At 65.0% G+C, this 14,821-nt stretch carries 17 protein-coding genes; 3 read left to right on the top strand and 14 right to left on the bottom strand.

All coding sequences use genetic code 11. The features are described 5' to 3' along the window. Positions 1 to 11: 11 nt before the first annotated feature. The 3 genes from ACMGFE_RS03840 to ACMGFE_RS03830 form a co-directional block, all read right to left on the bottom strand. Positions 12 to 407 (bottom strand): hypothetical protein, encoded by a 396-nt coding sequence (locus ACMGFE_RS03840; protein ID WP_436923767.1) that lies wholly within the window; start codon positions 405 to 407, stop codon positions 12 to 14. Between the two features lie 67 nt (positions 408 to 474). Beyond that, entirely contained in the window at positions 475 to 1,596 is a 1,122-nt protein-coding gene (locus tag ACMGFE_RS03835) for an SPFH domain-containing protein (RefSeq protein WP_436923766.1), read from the bottom strand. A gap of 619 nt (positions 1,597 to 2,215) precedes the next feature. After that, positions 2,216 to 2,812 (bottom strand): DUF6663 family protein, encoded by a 597-nt coding sequence (locus tag ACMGFE_RS03830; RefSeq protein ID WP_436923765.1) that lies wholly within the window; start codon positions 2,810 to 2,812, stop codon positions 2,216 to 2,218. A gap of 166 nt (positions 2,813 to 2,978) precedes the next feature. On the opposite strand from ACMGFE_RS03830, the gene ACMGFE_RS03825 reads away from it, so the two are divergent. After that, on the top strand, positions 2,979 to 3,443 hold the full coding sequence (locus ACMGFE_RS03825) for a hypothetical protein (RefSeq protein WP_436923764.1): 465 nt from the start codon (positions 2,979 to 2,981) through the stop codon (positions 3,441 to 3,443). A gap of 120 nt (positions 3,444 to 3,563) precedes the next feature. On the opposite strand, the gene asd is transcribed toward ACMGFE_RS03825, so the two are convergent. The 3 genes from asd to ACMGFE_RS03810 form a co-directional block, all read right to left on the bottom strand. Then, positions 3,564 to 4,601, bottom strand: a complete 1,038-nt coding sequence (gene asd / locus ACMGFE_RS03820) for an aspartate-semialdehyde dehydrogenase (protein ID WP_436923763.1) — start codon at positions 4,599 to 4,601, stop codon at positions 3,564 to 3,566. A gap of 129 nt (positions 4,602 to 4,730) precedes the next feature. After that, positions 4,731 to 4,922 carry a 30S ribosomal protein S17e gene (locus ACMGFE_RS03815; protein WP_123537175.1) on the bottom strand — a complete coding sequence of 64 codons (192 nt, stop codon included), beginning with the start codon at positions 4,920 to 4,922 and terminating at the stop codon, positions 4,731 to 4,733. Between the two features lie 197 nt (positions 4,923 to 5,119). After that, a complete protein-coding gene (locus tag ACMGFE_RS03810; RefSeq protein WP_436923762.1) occupies positions 5,120 to 5,884 on the bottom strand; it encodes an SOS response-associated peptidase in 765 nt (254 codons plus the stop codon). Positions 5,885 to 5,997: 113 nt separating this feature from the next. Between ACMGFE_RS03810 and ACMGFE_RS03805 the strand changes: the two genes are divergently transcribed. Further along, a complete protein-coding gene (locus ACMGFE_RS03805) occupies positions 5,998 to 6,312 on the top strand; it encodes a nucleoside triphosphate pyrophosphohydrolase (protein WP_436923761.1) in 315 nt (104 codons plus the stop codon). A 46-nt stretch (positions 6,313 to 6,358) separates the two neighbouring features. Here the strand turns inward: ACMGFE_RS03805 and ACMGFE_RS03800 are convergent, their stop codons facing one another. Further along, positions 6,359 to 6,667, bottom strand: coding sequence for a hypothetical protein (locus ACMGFE_RS03800; protein ID WP_436923760.1), 309 nt, complete (start codon positions 6,665 to 6,667; stop codon positions 6,359 to 6,361). A gap of 161 nt (positions 6,668 to 6,828) precedes the next feature. Here ACMGFE_RS03800 and ACMGFE_RS03795 point away from each other — a divergent pair, with 161 nt between their 5' ends. Further along, positions 6,829 to 7,158 carry a DUF5658 family protein gene (locus tag ACMGFE_RS03795; protein ID WP_436923759.1) on the top strand — a complete coding sequence of 110 codons (330 nt, stop codon included), beginning with the start codon at positions 6,829 to 6,831 and terminating at the stop codon, positions 7,156 to 7,158. A gap of 176 nt (positions 7,159 to 7,334) precedes the next feature. Here the strand turns inward: ACMGFE_RS03795 and arlJ are convergent, their stop codons facing one another. The 7 genes from arlJ to ACMGFE_RS03760 all read right to left on the bottom strand — a co-directional run bounded on the left by arlJ (position 7,335) and on the right by ACMGFE_RS03760 (position 14,631). Next, on the bottom strand, positions 7,335 to 9,089 hold the full coding sequence (arlJ, locus tag ACMGFE_RS03790; protein WP_436923758.1) for an archaellar assembly protein ArlJ/FlaJ: 1,755 nt from the start codon (positions 9,087 to 9,089) through the stop codon (positions 7,335 to 7,337). Continuing rightward, entirely contained in the window at positions 9,089 to 10,765 is a 1,677-nt protein-coding gene (gene flaI / locus ACMGFE_RS03785; protein ID WP_436923757.1) for an archaellum flagellar ATPase motor FlaI, read from the bottom strand. Before flaI ends, arlJ begins: the two co-directional genes overlap by 1 nt. A gap of 27 nt (positions 10,766 to 10,792) precedes the next feature. Next, on the bottom strand, positions 10,793 to 11,554 hold the full coding sequence (gene arlH / locus ACMGFE_RS03780; protein WP_436923756.1) for an archaellum protein ArlH: 762 nt from the start codon (positions 11,552 to 11,554) through the stop codon (positions 10,793 to 10,795). Beyond that, positions 11,551 to 12,003, bottom strand: coding sequence for an archaellum stator protein ArlG (arlG, locus tag ACMGFE_RS03775; RefSeq protein ID WP_436923755.1), 453 nt, complete (start codon positions 12,001 to 12,003; stop codon positions 11,551 to 11,553). The genes arlH and arlG overlap by 4 nt, the downstream gene beginning before the upstream one ends. Positions 12,004 to 12,078: 75 nt before the next feature. Beyond that, entirely contained in the window at positions 12,079 to 12,549 is a 471-nt protein-coding gene (gene arlF / locus ACMGFE_RS03770; protein WP_436923754.1) for an archaellum stator protein ArlF, read from the bottom strand. Beyond that, positions 12,549 to 12,980 carry an archaellum stator protein ArlF gene (arlF, locus tag ACMGFE_RS03765; protein WP_436923753.1) on the bottom strand — a complete coding sequence of 144 codons (432 nt, stop codon included), beginning with the start codon at positions 12,978 to 12,980 and terminating at the stop codon, positions 12,549 to 12,551. Before arlF (ACMGFE_RS03765) ends, arlF (ACMGFE_RS03770) begins: the two co-directional genes overlap by 1 nt. After that, complete coding sequence (locus ACMGFE_RS03760) at positions 12,964 to 14,631, bottom strand: FlaD/FlaE family flagellar protein (protein ID WP_436923752.1); 1,668 nt, start codon at positions 14,629 to 14,631, stop codon at positions 12,964 to 12,966. The genes arlF (ACMGFE_RS03765) and ACMGFE_RS03760 overlap by 17 nt, the downstream gene beginning before the upstream one ends. Between the last annotated feature and the right edge of the window lie 190 nt (positions 14,632 to 14,821).

Here is a 14,821-nt window from a genome sequence, read left to right as displayed (position 1 = left end):
GTGTCTGCCGATCAGGCTCCGGCCTCGGTCGTCGACTCCCGATAGCCGGCGCGGGCTTCGACGAACAGGTAGCCGAGCGCGACGAGACCGCCGAGCGCCGCGAGCAGTCCGTCCGTGGTCAGCGGGCCGACGGCGACCGGATCTGTCAGGGCCGCGATCACGCCGAGACCCACGATCGCCCCGACGGTGGCGACGAACCGCCACCGCGCGGAAACGGGGACGAGTCCGTCCTCGCCGCGCCACGCGAGATAGAGATGCGCGCCGGCGAGGACGACGCCGTTGAAGGCGACGAATGCCACGACTGCGAACGGGCTCTCGGCGTCGACGACGGACGGGGACAGGGCGGCCAGACTGGCGAACGCCAGCGCGACGACCGTCACGTGGACGGCCGTGTCTCTGGAGACCATACTGGCCTGTCACTGCGACTGATGAAAAGCGTTGAGTCTCCCGTCGCGAACGGGAGAGCGGCCACGTTCACTCCCGCTCGTCGATGACCTCGGAATCGTCCGCGCGCAGTCCCTCGCCCTCTTTGATGGCCTGGGCCTCCTCCTCCATCGCGTCGACGTCGACCTGTGCTTCCTCGTCGATCTGGCCGATGATCTCGGCGATGTTGTCGAGACCGAGGAGCTCGCGCGTCTCGGCGTCGAACTCTAAACTATTGAGTTCGCCCTCGCCGTCGGCCTGCGCCATGTCGGTCACGTCGCTGCCGGTGAGGTGCTTGCCGTAGCGACCGAGCAGCGATGACATCTCCTGGGGCAGGATGAACGTCGAGGAGTCGCCCTGGCCGATGTTTTCGAGGGTCTCCATCCCCTTGTCGATGATGGCGCGTTCGCCCATCGACTCGGCGGATTTCGCCCGCAGCACCGTCGAGATAGCGTCGCCCTGCGCTTCGAGGATCTGGCTCTGTTTCGACCCCTGGGCGCGGACGATGTCGGACTGCTTCGCGCCCTGGGCCTGCTCGATGGCCGAGCGCCGTTCGCCCTGCGCTTCGAGGATCATCGCACGGCGCCGGCGTTCGGCGGAGGTCTGCTGTTCCATCGCCTGTTTGACGCCCGCGGCCGGGTTGACCTCGCGGACCTCGACGCTCTCGACGCGGATGCCCCACTCGTCGGTGGGTTCGTCTAGCTCCTCGCGGATCCGCGCGTTGATCATCTCCCGTCGCGAGAGCGTGTCGTCGAGTTCCATGTCGCCCAGCACCGCGCGCAGCGTCGTCTGTGCGAGATTGGAGACGGCGCGTTTGTACTCCTCGACCTGCAGGAACGCCTTCTTGGCGTCCATCACCTTGATGTAGACGACCGCGTCGGCGGTCACCGGCGAGTTGTCGCGGGTGATCGCCTCCTGCTGTGGCACGTCGATCGTCTGGGTCCGCATGTCGAACGGATACGTTCGACTCACGAACGGCGGGATGATGTGGATCCCCGGTTCGAGCAGTTCGCGGTACTCGCCGAAGACCGTCAGTGCCTCCTTCTCGTAGGCCTCGACGATCTCGATCGCCGAGTACACCGCCGCGATCGCGATTAGCAGGAGCAACCCACCGACCACGACCAGCGGGGAGACGTCGAGCACCTGGAGGGGGGCGATTGCCGAGAGGCTCATACGTGAGCTAGAGAGTTACAGACAGATAAGGAATCGCACAACCATCTTTTTCGCTCGGGGGTCGCCTGCGGCGACCCCCCGAGCCAAAAACATGGGTGAAAAAGGCCGGACGCTTCGCTCACTCCGTTCGCTTGCGTCCGGTGTCCACGGGAGTGAGCACCGCGAACGACCGCGGGCTCGTCAGAGCTTCGCTCTGACGGTGAACCGGCGCCTTCGGCGCCGAACGCTCAGTACAGCCCACAGCGTGACCAAACACGGTGGCGCGCGCTGTCGCGGCGTTCATGCCGCGACAGTACCGTGCGAGGGATGAGCGACCGCGGGGAGCGAATCGGTTGGGGAGGCATGAGGCGCTTTGCTGTGCGGTCGTTGTCCTGGTGGACTGAAAGGGCGAGGCGCGCTCGCGACGGAGTATCGTCGTCTGAGCGACCCCTACCCGAGCGAAGCGAGGGTATGTCGCTCAGCGACCGCGAGCGCGCCGAGGGCTTTCAACGCATGCTGTCACCTGCAGTTGCTCCGATCCAACTTCTTTCCACACTAACTAAACCAGAAACCACTGCTCAAGAAGCAAAGTAAACCGGACACCACGGAATCGATCCCGACAAAGAATCGCGACATTACCTCAGACCAGCGGTTCGTCGGGAGCGTCGCGCTCGTAGGTCTCGCGGAGCGTCTCCGCGAATCGGCCCTCTTTGTCCAGTGCGATAGTGACGACGGTGAACGCGCCGTCCGCGGATCGCAGGACGAACAGTTCGCGGGGTTCGGGCTCGGTGTCGGCCTGGTCGTTGATTCGGTCGACGAGCGGTTCGAGCGGGCGGGCGCCGCCACGGAAGTCGTCGAAGACGCTCGGCTGACCGGCGTCCGCGAAGACGTAACAGACGCCGTTGACCTTGTTGTCGGTGTTGTACGTCTGCGTGGCGTTCATCCCCTCGCCGGCCGCACGGGTCTCCTCCCAGAGGTTCTGTGCCACCTCGAATATCGGTTCGGCGTCCGCGACGAAGGTGTAGCGCGTCGGTCGAACTACCGAGAGCGACCGTACCGCCGGCTCCTCCGATCCCCAGTCGAGTTCGGCCTCAACGAGGTAGCCCGGCCGGAGGTCCTCGACAGGCGCGTCGTGGCCTTCGACGGGAACGGCCACGGTCTCGAAGGTGTCGCGGTCGAGAAAGCGCCACGTCTCGTCGTCGCGACCGGGCAACACGCGGTATGTCCCCTCGTCCATGGCCATACTTTGCAGGGTGGCCGGATAACGTCGTCCATCTTGTTCGCCGGGTGGCATCCCACGTGTCTTCGCTCGCAGCGCTTCGAATCGTTCGCATCGAGATTGAATTACTGACCGTCATTCTGTCGCTCAGAAGATACTTATGAGACCCCTTTCACCGAACAGTATGAGACGTCGTCAATTCCTCTCGATTTCGGCTCTTTCCGCATCTCTCTGTGGCTGTATCGAGGGTGGTTTCGTCGATACGACCGGAAATAACTCTCGAACGTCGAAAGCGACAGAATCCGAAACTCCGAGGAACACCGCCACTGGAACGGAGACGCCGTCTCCCGAAGGCGCGACGCCGGAATGTTGGCCGTCGATGTGCGAGGGAACGAAGCTCGCGGAAGTAGTCGTCGCGCACGGCGTTTCGGGTGACGTCGTATTACAGGCCGAATGTCGAGACGAAGAGTTCCAAATCCAATCGGGAGAATCGGTCCTGATCGACCGCGAAGAGGACGCCGAGACCTGCGGGATCAGCGTATCCGTCGACGGTGAGCGAGTGTTCAACGAAACCATCGAGGGTCACGAGAACGTGACTCTGACAGTGAGTTCAGACGGCGAAGTCGACGACGAATGGGTCGTTTACTAACTGCGACTCGCAGGCCGGTTAGGCCTCTATCGCGGCGTTCGGAACTGGTCGCGACTACTGTCCACTGAGCGGACCTATCATATAATCGATCCGTCGGCGATCCTCGCTCGCGGCGACTGCTTACAGGTAGCCGGTGTCGAGGAGCAGTTCGCCGTTGAGGACGCTCGCGCCGGCGGCGCCGCGGAGCGTGTTGTGCGCGAGGCAGTTGAACTGAAGGCCGTGGGTGGTCTCCTGGACGCCGCCGACGGAGACGGTCATCCCGTTACCGAGGTTTCGGTCCATCCGGGGCTGGGGGCGGTCGGGCTCGTCGAAGACCTTGATGAGCTGATCCGGGGAACTCGGGAGGTCCAGGGACGGGTACGCTTCCAGGGCTTCCTCGGCCTCGGAGGGAGTCAGGTCTTCCTCGGTGTCGGCCCAGACGTTTTCGAGGTGACCGTCGATGGTCGGGATGCGGTTACACGAGGCCGAGACGTCGGCGTCGTGCCACTCGACTTCGGCGCCGTCGAAGGTGCCCAGCAACTTGCGCGACTCGGTCTCCATCTTCCCCTCTTCCTTGCCGATGTGCGGGATGGCGTTGTCGATGATCTCCATCGAGGAGACCCCGGAGTAGCCGGCGCCGGAGACGGCCTGCAGGGTGGCGACCTCGATGCGGTCGAGACCGGCGGCGTCGTCGATGGCGGCAAGCGGCGGCACCATCGTGATCGTCGAGCAGTTGGGGTTCTTGACGAGGGCGCCGTCCCAGCCGCGCTCGTCGCGCTGCACCTCGATGAGGTCGAGGTGGTCGGCGTTGACCTCGGGGATGACGAGCGGCACGTCGTCGTCGGCGCGGGCGTTCGAGGAGTTCGAGGAGACGACGTAGCCGGCCTCGCAGAAGTCCGACTCGACGCGCTCGCCGACGCTGGAGGGGAGCGACGAGAAGATGAGGTCCACGTCGTCGGGGACGGCGTCGGGGTCGGTCGCGGTGACCACCGTGTCCGCCACGTCGTCGGGGATCGGCGTGTCGATGCGCCACTTGCTCGCCTCGCGGTAGGTCTTGCCCGCACTCGATTCGCTGGCGGTGAGTGCCTCGATCTCGAAGTCCGGGTTCGGGTCGAGTAACTGGATGAGTCGCTGTCCGACGGCACCGGTCGCGCCGAGGATGCCTACGTTGACAGTCATTGATCCGGGATAGAGAGACGCCCCCTCAAAACAGTTTGGATACGTCTACCACGGTCAGGAACTTTCGTGCGCGATTTCGCGGGACGGCGCGGCCGCTCGGCGACCGGACAAGAGAGGAGAGAACCGCGCCTACGCTTCCGCGGGCTGGGCGTTCTTGCTGGTGACGTAGCCGGCGATGCGGTTCCGGACGCCTTTCGATTCGACGTTCGTGAGCTCGGTGACGACGTCTTTGTTGTGCTCGAAGTCGTCGCCGAAGGCGTTCGGATACCGCTCCATCAGCAGCGTCGCCGTCTTCTTGACGTAGGCGGGTTTGATAGCCATACCCGCCTGTTCAGGTCTCGCGCCCTAAAAGGATTCGAATCTGCCCGCGTCAGTAGTGGGCAGACTGGCACCGTTACAGTACCGACCGACACCGGTACTGCACCGACTGGCATCGGTACTACGCTGGCGGCAGCGCCCCCGGTGTCAGCGTCCCCGGTGTCAGAGCTCCCAGTGTCAGAGCACGTGATCCACGCGAGTCACGACTCCGCTTCGACCGGTTCGACGACGGCCGGCGAGTCGTTGGCCGGGTTGTTCACGGCCGTCGAGACCGGATAGGCGCGCATCTCGTCGGCCGGATACGGGTCCAGCAGCGCCTCGACCTCGTCCGGGTCGCCGGTGAGCCAGCGGTCCTCTTCCCCGGGTTCGAGGACGACGGCCATCCGGTGGTGCAGTTCGGCGACGGTGTCGTTGGGCTCCGTCGTGACGATGGTGAACGTCTCGACTGCGTCCGGGTCGGCGTCGGGGTCCGATCCACCGCCGAAGTCGCCGAGTCCCGTCTGGGTCTGCGGCGGCGTCCACCGTTCCCAGAGCCCCGCCATCGCGAAGAGGTCGTCGTCGCCGATAGTGACGCGGTACGGCTGTTTTCCCCCTTCGTCAGTCTCGGCCCACTCGTAGAACCCGTCCGCGGGGACCAGACACCGACCCGCCTTCGGCGTGTCGAGCTCCCGCTCGCTCCGCTCGCGGGAACAGCGCCGGGACTCGTAGGCGTCGGCGAAACTCCGCTTGTCGCGTACTGTTTCCGCGCGTGCGTTGATGAATTCGTACTCGGAGCGGTCGTCGGCCCAAGACGGGACGAGTCCCCACTCCATGCGCTGGATGGTCTCGGGGTCGTCGCCGGTGACGACCGGGAGCCCCTGGCTCGGCGCGGCGTTGTACCGCGGTTCGAAGGCGACGTCGAAGGTCGCGCCGAACCGCTCCTCGATGTCCGCGGGCGGCGCGAACAGGCTATAGCGACCACACATACCCTTCAGTTCGGTCGCGAGTGCCATAACGGCACCCGCTTCGATTGCGGCGATGGACAGCCGATAGGTGCCGCGAGCGTCACCGTTAGAACGGCGGCGGTGCCAGCGCACTCATGGCCGAGGAGTACGACAAACTCGTCCGCGACGAGATCCCGCGGATCATCCGGGAGAACGGGGAGGAACCAGTATTCCGCGAGGCCTCGTGCGAGGAGTATCTGGAGCGCCTGCACGAGAAACTCGACGAGGAGGTCGCGGAGTTTCACGACGACCCGAGCGCCGGTGAACTGGCCGACGTGCTGGCGGTCATCGACGCTCTCGGGGAGTGCCACGGGCTGGAGGACGAGGAAGTCGAACGCGTCCGCCGCGAGAAGGCCGACGAGCGCGGCGAGTTCGACGACGGGGTGGTCCTCGAAGCGGTGCGCCGGTGACACAGCGGTCCGATTCGGGACGACGACTCGGTCCCCTGGCAGTGCGTTACTCGTCGTCCAGTTCAGCGGCGAGGATGTTGGCGTCGGCGACGAGCTTGAACAGCGCGCCGACGACACCGCCGAAGAAGAACGTCGCGCCGACGAGGACGATGGCGAGTCCGATGATCTGGCGGACGATCTGCGCGATCCCGCCGATAAACGGCGGATTGACGAACATCGACAGCCCGATCGGGAGCAGGAGCGTCCCGACGAGGTAGAGGATGATGAGCCGGCGCATCTCGGGGTGGAGCGCGTAGGCGACGGCAGAATCGAAGTCGACGGGCGAGCGGCTGAGCGTGTCTTCCGGTTCTGGCATGGTCACCACTATCAGGCCCGAAACATAGTAATTGGTATCCGTTCACCGGGTCTCGGCGCCGTCTGTCCTGTCTCTTCGCCGCCCGCGGGAGGGCGTTAGACGACGTATTCGCGCCGGTAACCGGCCGATAGCAATGTCCGCGGCCGGCACACCAGCGATCGATGGCGACTCACGGGGGGACGAAGACCGACGTAACGGCGAGCACCTGGGCTGTCGCGCTGATCGCGTTCGGGATATTCGACGTGGTCCTGACAACCGCAGCGGTCGGAACCGGCGTGGCGGCGGAAGCGCACCCGCTCATACGTGAAGGGATCCAGCGGTTCGGTCTCGTGGTCCTCCCGGTCTGGAAGGGGATCCTCATCGCCTCGTTCTACGCGCTGTACCGGGCGACCCCGCGGCCCTACGACGTCGGCGTCCCGCTCGGCCTCGCGATCGTCGGCGTCGCGGTCGGGATCTGGAACGTCGCCGTGGTGGTCTTCGCGATCGTGTAGCGGGTGATGAAACCGGGCGGCGGGTACTGGCGTCCGCGCGAGCGAAGCGAGCGCGGTTCACCGGACACGAGGGAGCGAAGCGACCGAGTCGTCCGGCTTTTTCACCCATGTTTTTGGCCGGGGGGTGCCCGCAGCGAACGCAGTGAGCGAGGACACCCCCCGGCGAAAAAGATGGTCTAGATGGCGAGGAACTGCGTGACGAGCCACTTGGTGACGGCGGCGGTGATCGAGCCGACCCACGTGAGCGCGACGAAGTGGACGTAGGTGTTGATCTTGTGTCCGCCGTCGACGGTGCGGACCATCAGCGCAGAGAGCATGGCGCCGAACATGATGATGATAACCAGCAGGAACTCGATGAGCGGGATGTTGTAGACCTCGGTGTTGATGAGGCTGCCGACGTCGAAGTTGCTGGTGTTGCTCTGGAGGTCGAGACTCATGGAAGCGAGGATGTTGACGACCTGGAGGCCGATGAAGAAGGCGAAGGTGGATGCTGCGGTGATCCCGTAGAGGAGGCCGATGAGGGTGGTGGTCGCCTGGGTGCGGCGCTGTCGGAGCTGCTGGACCTCCATCATGTTCTCGGAGATGACCTCGCCGAGGAGTTTGGGGTCCCCGCCCATCTCCCGGCCGACGAGGTACATCTCGGAGAACATCTGGATGAGGTAGGAGCGACACTCGGCGGTGAAGTGGCGCCAGGCTTCGGTCGTCTCGATGCGCATGTTCAGCCGCTTGTAGAGGTTGTCGACGTTGTCGGTCAGCGGCCCGAAGTCCTTCTTGCGGAGGCTCTCGAGGACCGCCGAGGTCGTCGACTGCTTGGCGCCTTCGGTGGCGCCGAGCGCGCGGATGAAACTCGGGAACTCCTCGTCGCGGGCCTTGATCTTCTTCTCCTCGGCGTTGACGACGATCCCCGGGATCAGCAGGGGGAGAGTGGGGATAGCCGCGTAGAACGGCAGCGGGAGGGGATCGAGGAAGAAGACCACGTCGTCGAGCGTGACGGGGCTGACACCCATCATCCCGGCGAGCGAGAAGAGGAGGAGCAGCGTCGAGAGGGCGGTGCCGGCGACGGTCGCGTTGCGGATCTTGTCTTCGATGGGGGAGGGTTTCTCCTCCGGGTGGTACCAGAGGGGGTCGTGCGGTGCCATCGAGCGGATAGCGAGGTAGAAGCCGGACTGGACGAACACGTAGAGGACGATGACCGCGCTGACGGTCATCGTCGGGTTCGTGCCCGTGAGGACGGGGAGGACGACGGCGAACACGAGCGCGAACGTCATCGACAGGATCATCGACAGGTAGAGGTCCTTCATGACCTCGAGGTTGTCGAGGGTGCCCTGGTAGACGGTCTTGTAGTTCTGGATGATCTGGCTCTGCTCGGAGATGAGGTAGTCGTCGAGGGCCTGGCCGGCGCCGAGGGTGTACCCGAGGCGGTCGAAGAAGTCGGAGACGGCGTCGCTGGGGACCTGTTTGGCCCGGCGGCGGCAGGCGTCGTCGAGGCTCTGGTTCCAGGTGTCGACGAGTTCGACGACGCGGCCGATCTCGGCAGCCATCTCGCCGTACTGGTCCTGCTGGGAGAGCTGTCGGAACACCTCCATCCGGTCGATGTTCGTCGTCGAGAGGACCGTCATGTGCGTGACGACGAGGTGGAACTGGTTGTTGAGTTCGGCCTTGCGCTGCGAGAGGAGGATCTTCGGGTAGAACACGGCCGAGAGGAACATCAGGAAGCCGAGCAGCGGGATCGGGCCGCGGATCATCAGCGGGAGGTCGACCAGGATACCGATCCCGAGCGTGACGAGGAAGAACAGGGCCGAGGGCGCGAGGATGACGCCGATGTACCGGTTCAGCGGCATCGGCATCTGCTGGTAGGCGTCGATCAGGCCCGAGAGCGCCGACGTGACCGTCAGTTCGAGGTCGCTCGCGGATTCGTCTGCCGAGGCCATCAGTCGGGCCTGTGGATGTCGAAGGGGAGACCCTCGACGCCGTCGCGGTGGTAGTCCTCGATCAGTTCGTTGACCTCGTGGTACCCGAGGATCCCCTCCTGGATCGACCGCTCGATGATGCTCGCGCGGAAGTTCAGGTCGTCGTAGATGTCGCGCGTGTCCTCGTAGCCGAGGAGGGTCGCGATCTGCTCTTCGAGGACGAACGAGTTGTTCATGCCCTGGAAGATGATCTCGTCCTCGACGGGGTCCCAGTAAAAGGACTGTCGGGTGACGACGCCGTCCATCTCCTTGGAGTAGCCCTCGATCTCCTGGACCGAGGTGACCCGACGCAGGACCTGATCGCCCTGTTTGACCCGGTTCTGGAACAGGGCCACGTCGGCGACGTCCATGAACGTCTCCGGGACGTTGATCGGTTCGCCGGTGAACCGCTGGATCATCGAGACGATGTCGCTCGCGTGGAACGTCAGCATGACCGGGTGGCCGGTCTGTGCGGCCTGGAAGGCCATCCGCCCCTCTTCGCCACGAACCTCACCGACGATGATGTAGTCGGGACGGGACCGCAGTGCGGCGGCGACCAGGTCGAACATGTCGACGCTAGAGCCCTCGTCTTCCCCTTCCCTGGTCAGCAGTTTCTGCCACGTGTCGTGGGGCGGGAGCACCTCTGCGGTGTCCTCGGCGGTGTATATCTTCGCGTCGCGAGGGATGAACGCCATGATGGAGTTCAGCGTCGTCGTCTTCCCTGACGCCGTCTCCCCGACGACGAACACGGTCTGCTCGTTCTCCAGGCAGAGCCAGAGGTACGCCGCGAGTTGCGGGCTCAGGGTCCCCCACTTGGTAATCTGGAAGATCGACAGGGGGACGTCGTCGCCCTGACGGATGGTGAGCGAGGGGCCCTTGACGGACACGTCGTCGGAGTAGATGAGGTTCAGACGCGACCCGTCCGGCAGGGTGGAGTCGACGATGGGGTCGGAGTCGGAAACGGGGTCGCCGATCCGTTCGCCCATGTTCTTGAGCCACTGGTCGTACTCCTCGGGCGTGCCGAAGTCGACCGTCGTCGAGAGCATGCCGTAGACGGCGTGGTCGACGTGGCACTCGTGGGGGCCGATGACGTGGATGTCCTCGTTCGCCGGGTCGCGCATGACCGGTTCCAGCGGGCCGAGCCCGACGATGTCGCGGTTGAGCCGGTAGAGGATGTTCTCGTAGGTGTGTTCGGTCACCTCGACCTTGCCGATGTTCGAGAACTTCGAGAAGTGGGAGAGGACGCCGCTCTCGTCGCTCGCGCCGCTTTTGACGTTGGTGGACTCCTGGAGAAGTTCCTCGATGCGGTCGTCGTACTCGTTGTCGCTGGTCGGCGCGGGCTTGGAGACGCTCTTTTGCAGGAGCTTGTTACGGACCTTCTCGAAGACGACCTTCTCCTCGTCGTCGAGTTCCGGCTCGATGGCGTAGTACTTCATGTCCTGGCCGATGTCCCCGTAGATGTGACAGAAGATGGGTCCACCGACGGGGTAGAGGACGTTCGGCCGGTGGGACTCGTAGTCGTCGTCGGCCTCCTCGATGAACGTGGGGAACTCCCCGGTGATCTGCTTGAACTTCTTCAGATGGTCCATCAGGTGCGGCCGGCGCGATGCGACCTGTCTGAGTTCGTCCGAGGGTTTGGGTCGTCCGTGGTCTGTCATAGTTGTGCTGTGCGTCCGTGAGTTCGGTTACGCCACGCTGCGCGATTCGATCACGATACCGGTACCCGAGCGGACCGAGTACCCGATGGAGTCGCCGACCTGTTCGCCCATCCCCGCGAAGCGGAGGACGCTGATCTGGCGACGGACGTCGTTGCCGACCTCGACCATCTCCAGTTCGAGGAAGACGTCCGCGATGGCCCGGAACGGGCCGATGGCCTCCTCGTCCAGCGTCGACGGGTCGACGGTGAGCATGATGACCTTGCCCTGTGAGATGATGTCCCTGAAGAAGGAGATGATCTCCAGGGCGGCCTGGCGCTCGTCGTTCTGGCGGACGAGCGCCTCGAACTTGGGGTCGTTGCGGAGGATGGCGTCGAAGGTGTCGATGATGACGACCTCCGAGTCCCACATGACCTCCGCCTCCATCAGCCGCTTGAGCAGTTCCTTCCGGTCGCCCTCGTCCTCCTGGCCGGAGAAGGTGTTCCCGTCGCCGATGTCGGCGTGCAGGAACAGCATGTTCTCGTCGAGCAGGTGCTCGACCATGCCGTAGTCGAGCGAGTGCATCTGGTCGAGGAAGCTGCCGACCGTCAGCTCGGTCGAGAGCATCGTGACCGTGTGGCCCTCCTCGCAGAAGCCGTAGGAGAAGCGCTGGCTGATGGCGGACTTGCCGGCGCCGTAGTCGCCCTCGACGAGGACGATGCTGCCCGGCGGGATGCCCCCGCCTAGCTCCTTGTTCAGTCGGTCGCGCTCTTTCAGCCCCAGTGAGAGTAGGTCGGTCGTTGCGATGCTCATGTTCGGAACTCGAATACCTCCTCGTCGCCGTTGACGATCACCTTGACGCGGTGGTCGCTGTTCCCGTCGAGCGTCTCGGAGATGTCCAGGCGGACGACCTCGCCGGGTCGCCAACTAATCGCGTCTCCGAGGAGCGTCACAGTCACGTCGGTCTCGAACTGACCGTCGACGAAGACGTTTATCGCGCCGCTCTCGGCCGCCAACGTCTCCGATCCGGTGTTCTTGACGTGGAGCGTGACGTTGTCGTTCGCGTCGTCGTAGATGGACAGCGACCCGCTGTCGCTGATGATCTCCACGTCCGTGCGGACGTCCTGACTGACCTGCAGCCCCTGGTCGTCGATGGCGTTACTCAGTTGCCCGACGGTGTCCGTGAACACCCCCGCCACGCTGGCGGCGACCAGCATCGAGGCGATGAACAGGATCATGTGCGAGACGGAGACGCTAGCCACGCTGGATCACCTCCGTCAGGCCCCCGCGGGGGACGGACGCGTCCGTCGGGACCGACATCCGGCGGGGAGCGACGCTCACGAACATGAGAGCGACGACACCCCCTGTGAGTCGGCCACGCCGGGGCCGGAGACGACCTTGACCGAGCGGGGCGCGGCGTCGAGGCCGCTCTCCTCGATGGTGAGCCGCTCCCCGGGGAACCACAGCTCCGTGTTCGGTTCGGTCCCGTTGGCGGTCCCGTCGACGACGGCGTCGTCCCACTGGGCCCGGTACTCGTTGTCCACCAGCAGGTCCGTGTCGGACACCAGAAGCTTCGTATCCCCGGTGTTGTTGACCTGGACCTCGACGCCGCAGGTCGCGTCCGAGAGCAGGCTGATCGACGTGATCTCGATCGCCGTGTCGCGGACGCGGTCGAACCGGTCTGTCCGGTCCTCGCGGGCCTCGGTCACGCGCTCCATCGCGTTCGAGACGCTGCCGTAGTAGGCGCCGAGCGCGATGAACAGGCCGAGCAGGACGACTACCATCGATCCGCTGACACTGAACCCCATCAGCTCGTCACCTCCGTCGCGTCCGAGACGCCGGACTCGGTGACGAGCTTGACGCGGCTACCGGTCGTCGTCACGGTGATCGTGATCTGTTCGTCCGGGAGCCACAGATCGACGGGCTTCTGGCTGCCGTCGAACAGGACGTCGCCCTGCCAGCCGGTCTGATAGTCGTTGTCGACCAGCAGGTCGGTCCGGTTGAGCGACAGCGCCGTCGATCCGGTGTTGGTGGCTGTGACAGTCAGGTCGCCGTCGGTGGTCGAGGCCGAGTCGACGACGATCGCGGTGTTTTGCTCGTCGAGCGCGGCGTCCGAGCGGTCGCTCTGGGCCTCGCTGACGCGTTCGAAACTGTTGGAGGCGGCCGTCTGCCACATCCCGAAGGCGATGAACAGCCCGACGAAGATGATCGCCGCAGACCCGCTAACGCTGAAGCCCATCGGCACCACCTCCGCGGCGCCCCGTGAGCTTCGAGAGGGCGACGGCCTCGGCGGCGTCGCCGTCGAGCTGGCTGATGTACTGCAGGCTCTCGGTGTGGTGGTCGATCGTGAGCCCGCCGTCGCCGCCGGACCCGTCGAACCCGCGCAGGTACGCCTGCAGGTCCTCGGCGACCGGCTCGGACACCCAGTCGATCGTCTCGTAGTAGTCGATGGCTCGTGCCGTCTCGCGGACGCCGACCTGGTCGACGAGGTACTCGAGCCACTCGACGACGACGAGTTCGCTCGCGAGCCCCTCGGGCATCGTCGCCAGGTAGGGCTTCCCCTCGGAGTCGCCCGTCGATTCCGTCGGCGGCGACGCCGCGGCGCTGGCCGACGCGGTCGACTCGGCGACGTCCCCCGCAGGCTCCGGTTCCGGTTCGGGTTCCGTCGTCTCAGCAACCGGCTCTGGTTCTGGCTCAGGTTCGGGCTCGGGCTCCGGTTCGGTCGCCGGTTCTGGTTCGGGTTCCGGGTCGGGCTCCGGCTCCGGTTCGGATTCCGGTTCGGCCGTCTCGGCCTCGCTGTCGAGCCCGTCGTCGTCGATGACCTCGTCGAAGAGGTCGTCGTCGGCGAGGTCGCCGCCGGTCCCGTCGTCCGAACCGTCGGCGTCCAGTAGCTCGTCGGCGTCGCCGAGGTCGTCTTCGAGCGAGTCGTCCTCCTCGTCCTCTTCGAGTTCGTCCGCCCACTCGGCGTCCCCGGACTCGTACTCGTCTTTCAGTTCCGCGAAGGACTTGCCTCCGTCGCCGTCGCCTGTGGATTCACTCATGTCCTCACTGTCTCCATCGAGGTCGTCGGCCCCGTCGTCGAAGTCGTCTATCCCGTCGTCGAAATCGTCCATCCCACCGAAGTCGTCGCCCTCGTCGAGGGACCCGTCGTCGAAGGTGCCGCCGTCGTCTTCGAAACCGCCACTGCCGCCGTCCATGTCGCCGCCCATGACGTCGTCGACGCTGCCTTCCGGCGCGGCGTCGTCCTCGACCAGGTCCTCGTCGAAAAAGCCCTCCGCGTCCGCGTTGGCGATCTCGTCGTCGAGGTCCTCTTCGGGTTCGTCGCCGTCGTCGTCGTCGAACAGGCCGAAGTTGCCACCGCCACCGGCGCCGCCCATCCCGCCGGGCTCCATGTCGTCGGCGAACGGGTTGACGCCCCGGGTGACCATCTCGTAGATGTCGAGGAGTTTCCGAACGTTCTCCTCGACGTCGTCGACCGTCTCCGCGATCTGCTCGTTCTCGTTGCGGACGGTGTTGACCGTCGAAGAGAGGCTGCCGACTTCCGTCTCCAGTTCGTCGAGTCGGTGTTCCAGTTCGTCGGTGTCCGAACCTCCCTCGTCCATGTCGCCGAAGTCGTCGTCCCCGAACTCGCCGAAGTCGTCGCCGCCGTCGTCGTCCAGCCCGCCGAAGCCGCCGAGGTCGTCGTCGTCGCCGTCTTCGGCCATCAGGCCGCCGTCCGCCATGCTCTCGTCACCGTCGTCGCCGTCGTCACCGCCGCCGTCGCCGAAGATGTCGATCATCTGCCGGATGCTCATCCCGACGACGCCGCTGGTCAGCATCACCAGCAGAGCGGGAAGCGCCTCCGACGCGCCCGGCGCGATGGGGCCGAACGACTGTGCGACGAGGCTCATTACGTCCAGAAGTTCACTCAGATACCCTTCAATGTACCGTTTATAGTATCATTACTGATAACAAACGCGTTAATACGAGCTTACCGACGTTGAACTTACGGCGGGGGCCGCGAAAGAAACGTCGGACGTAAATTTCGGCAGATGCGGCGAGAAAGTAGTGTGTTCCCTGAAGTGTTGTGCGCGCCCCCGT

It is taken from the genome of Halosimplex amylolyticum (assembly GCF_051414035.1).
GTDB classification, from domain to species: Archaea; Halobacteriota; Halobacteria; order Halobacteriales; family Haloarculaceae; genus Halosimplex; species Halosimplex amylolyticum.
Note: the sequence above shows the minus strand (reverse complement) of the source record. Positions and strands in the feature narration are given on the sequence as shown.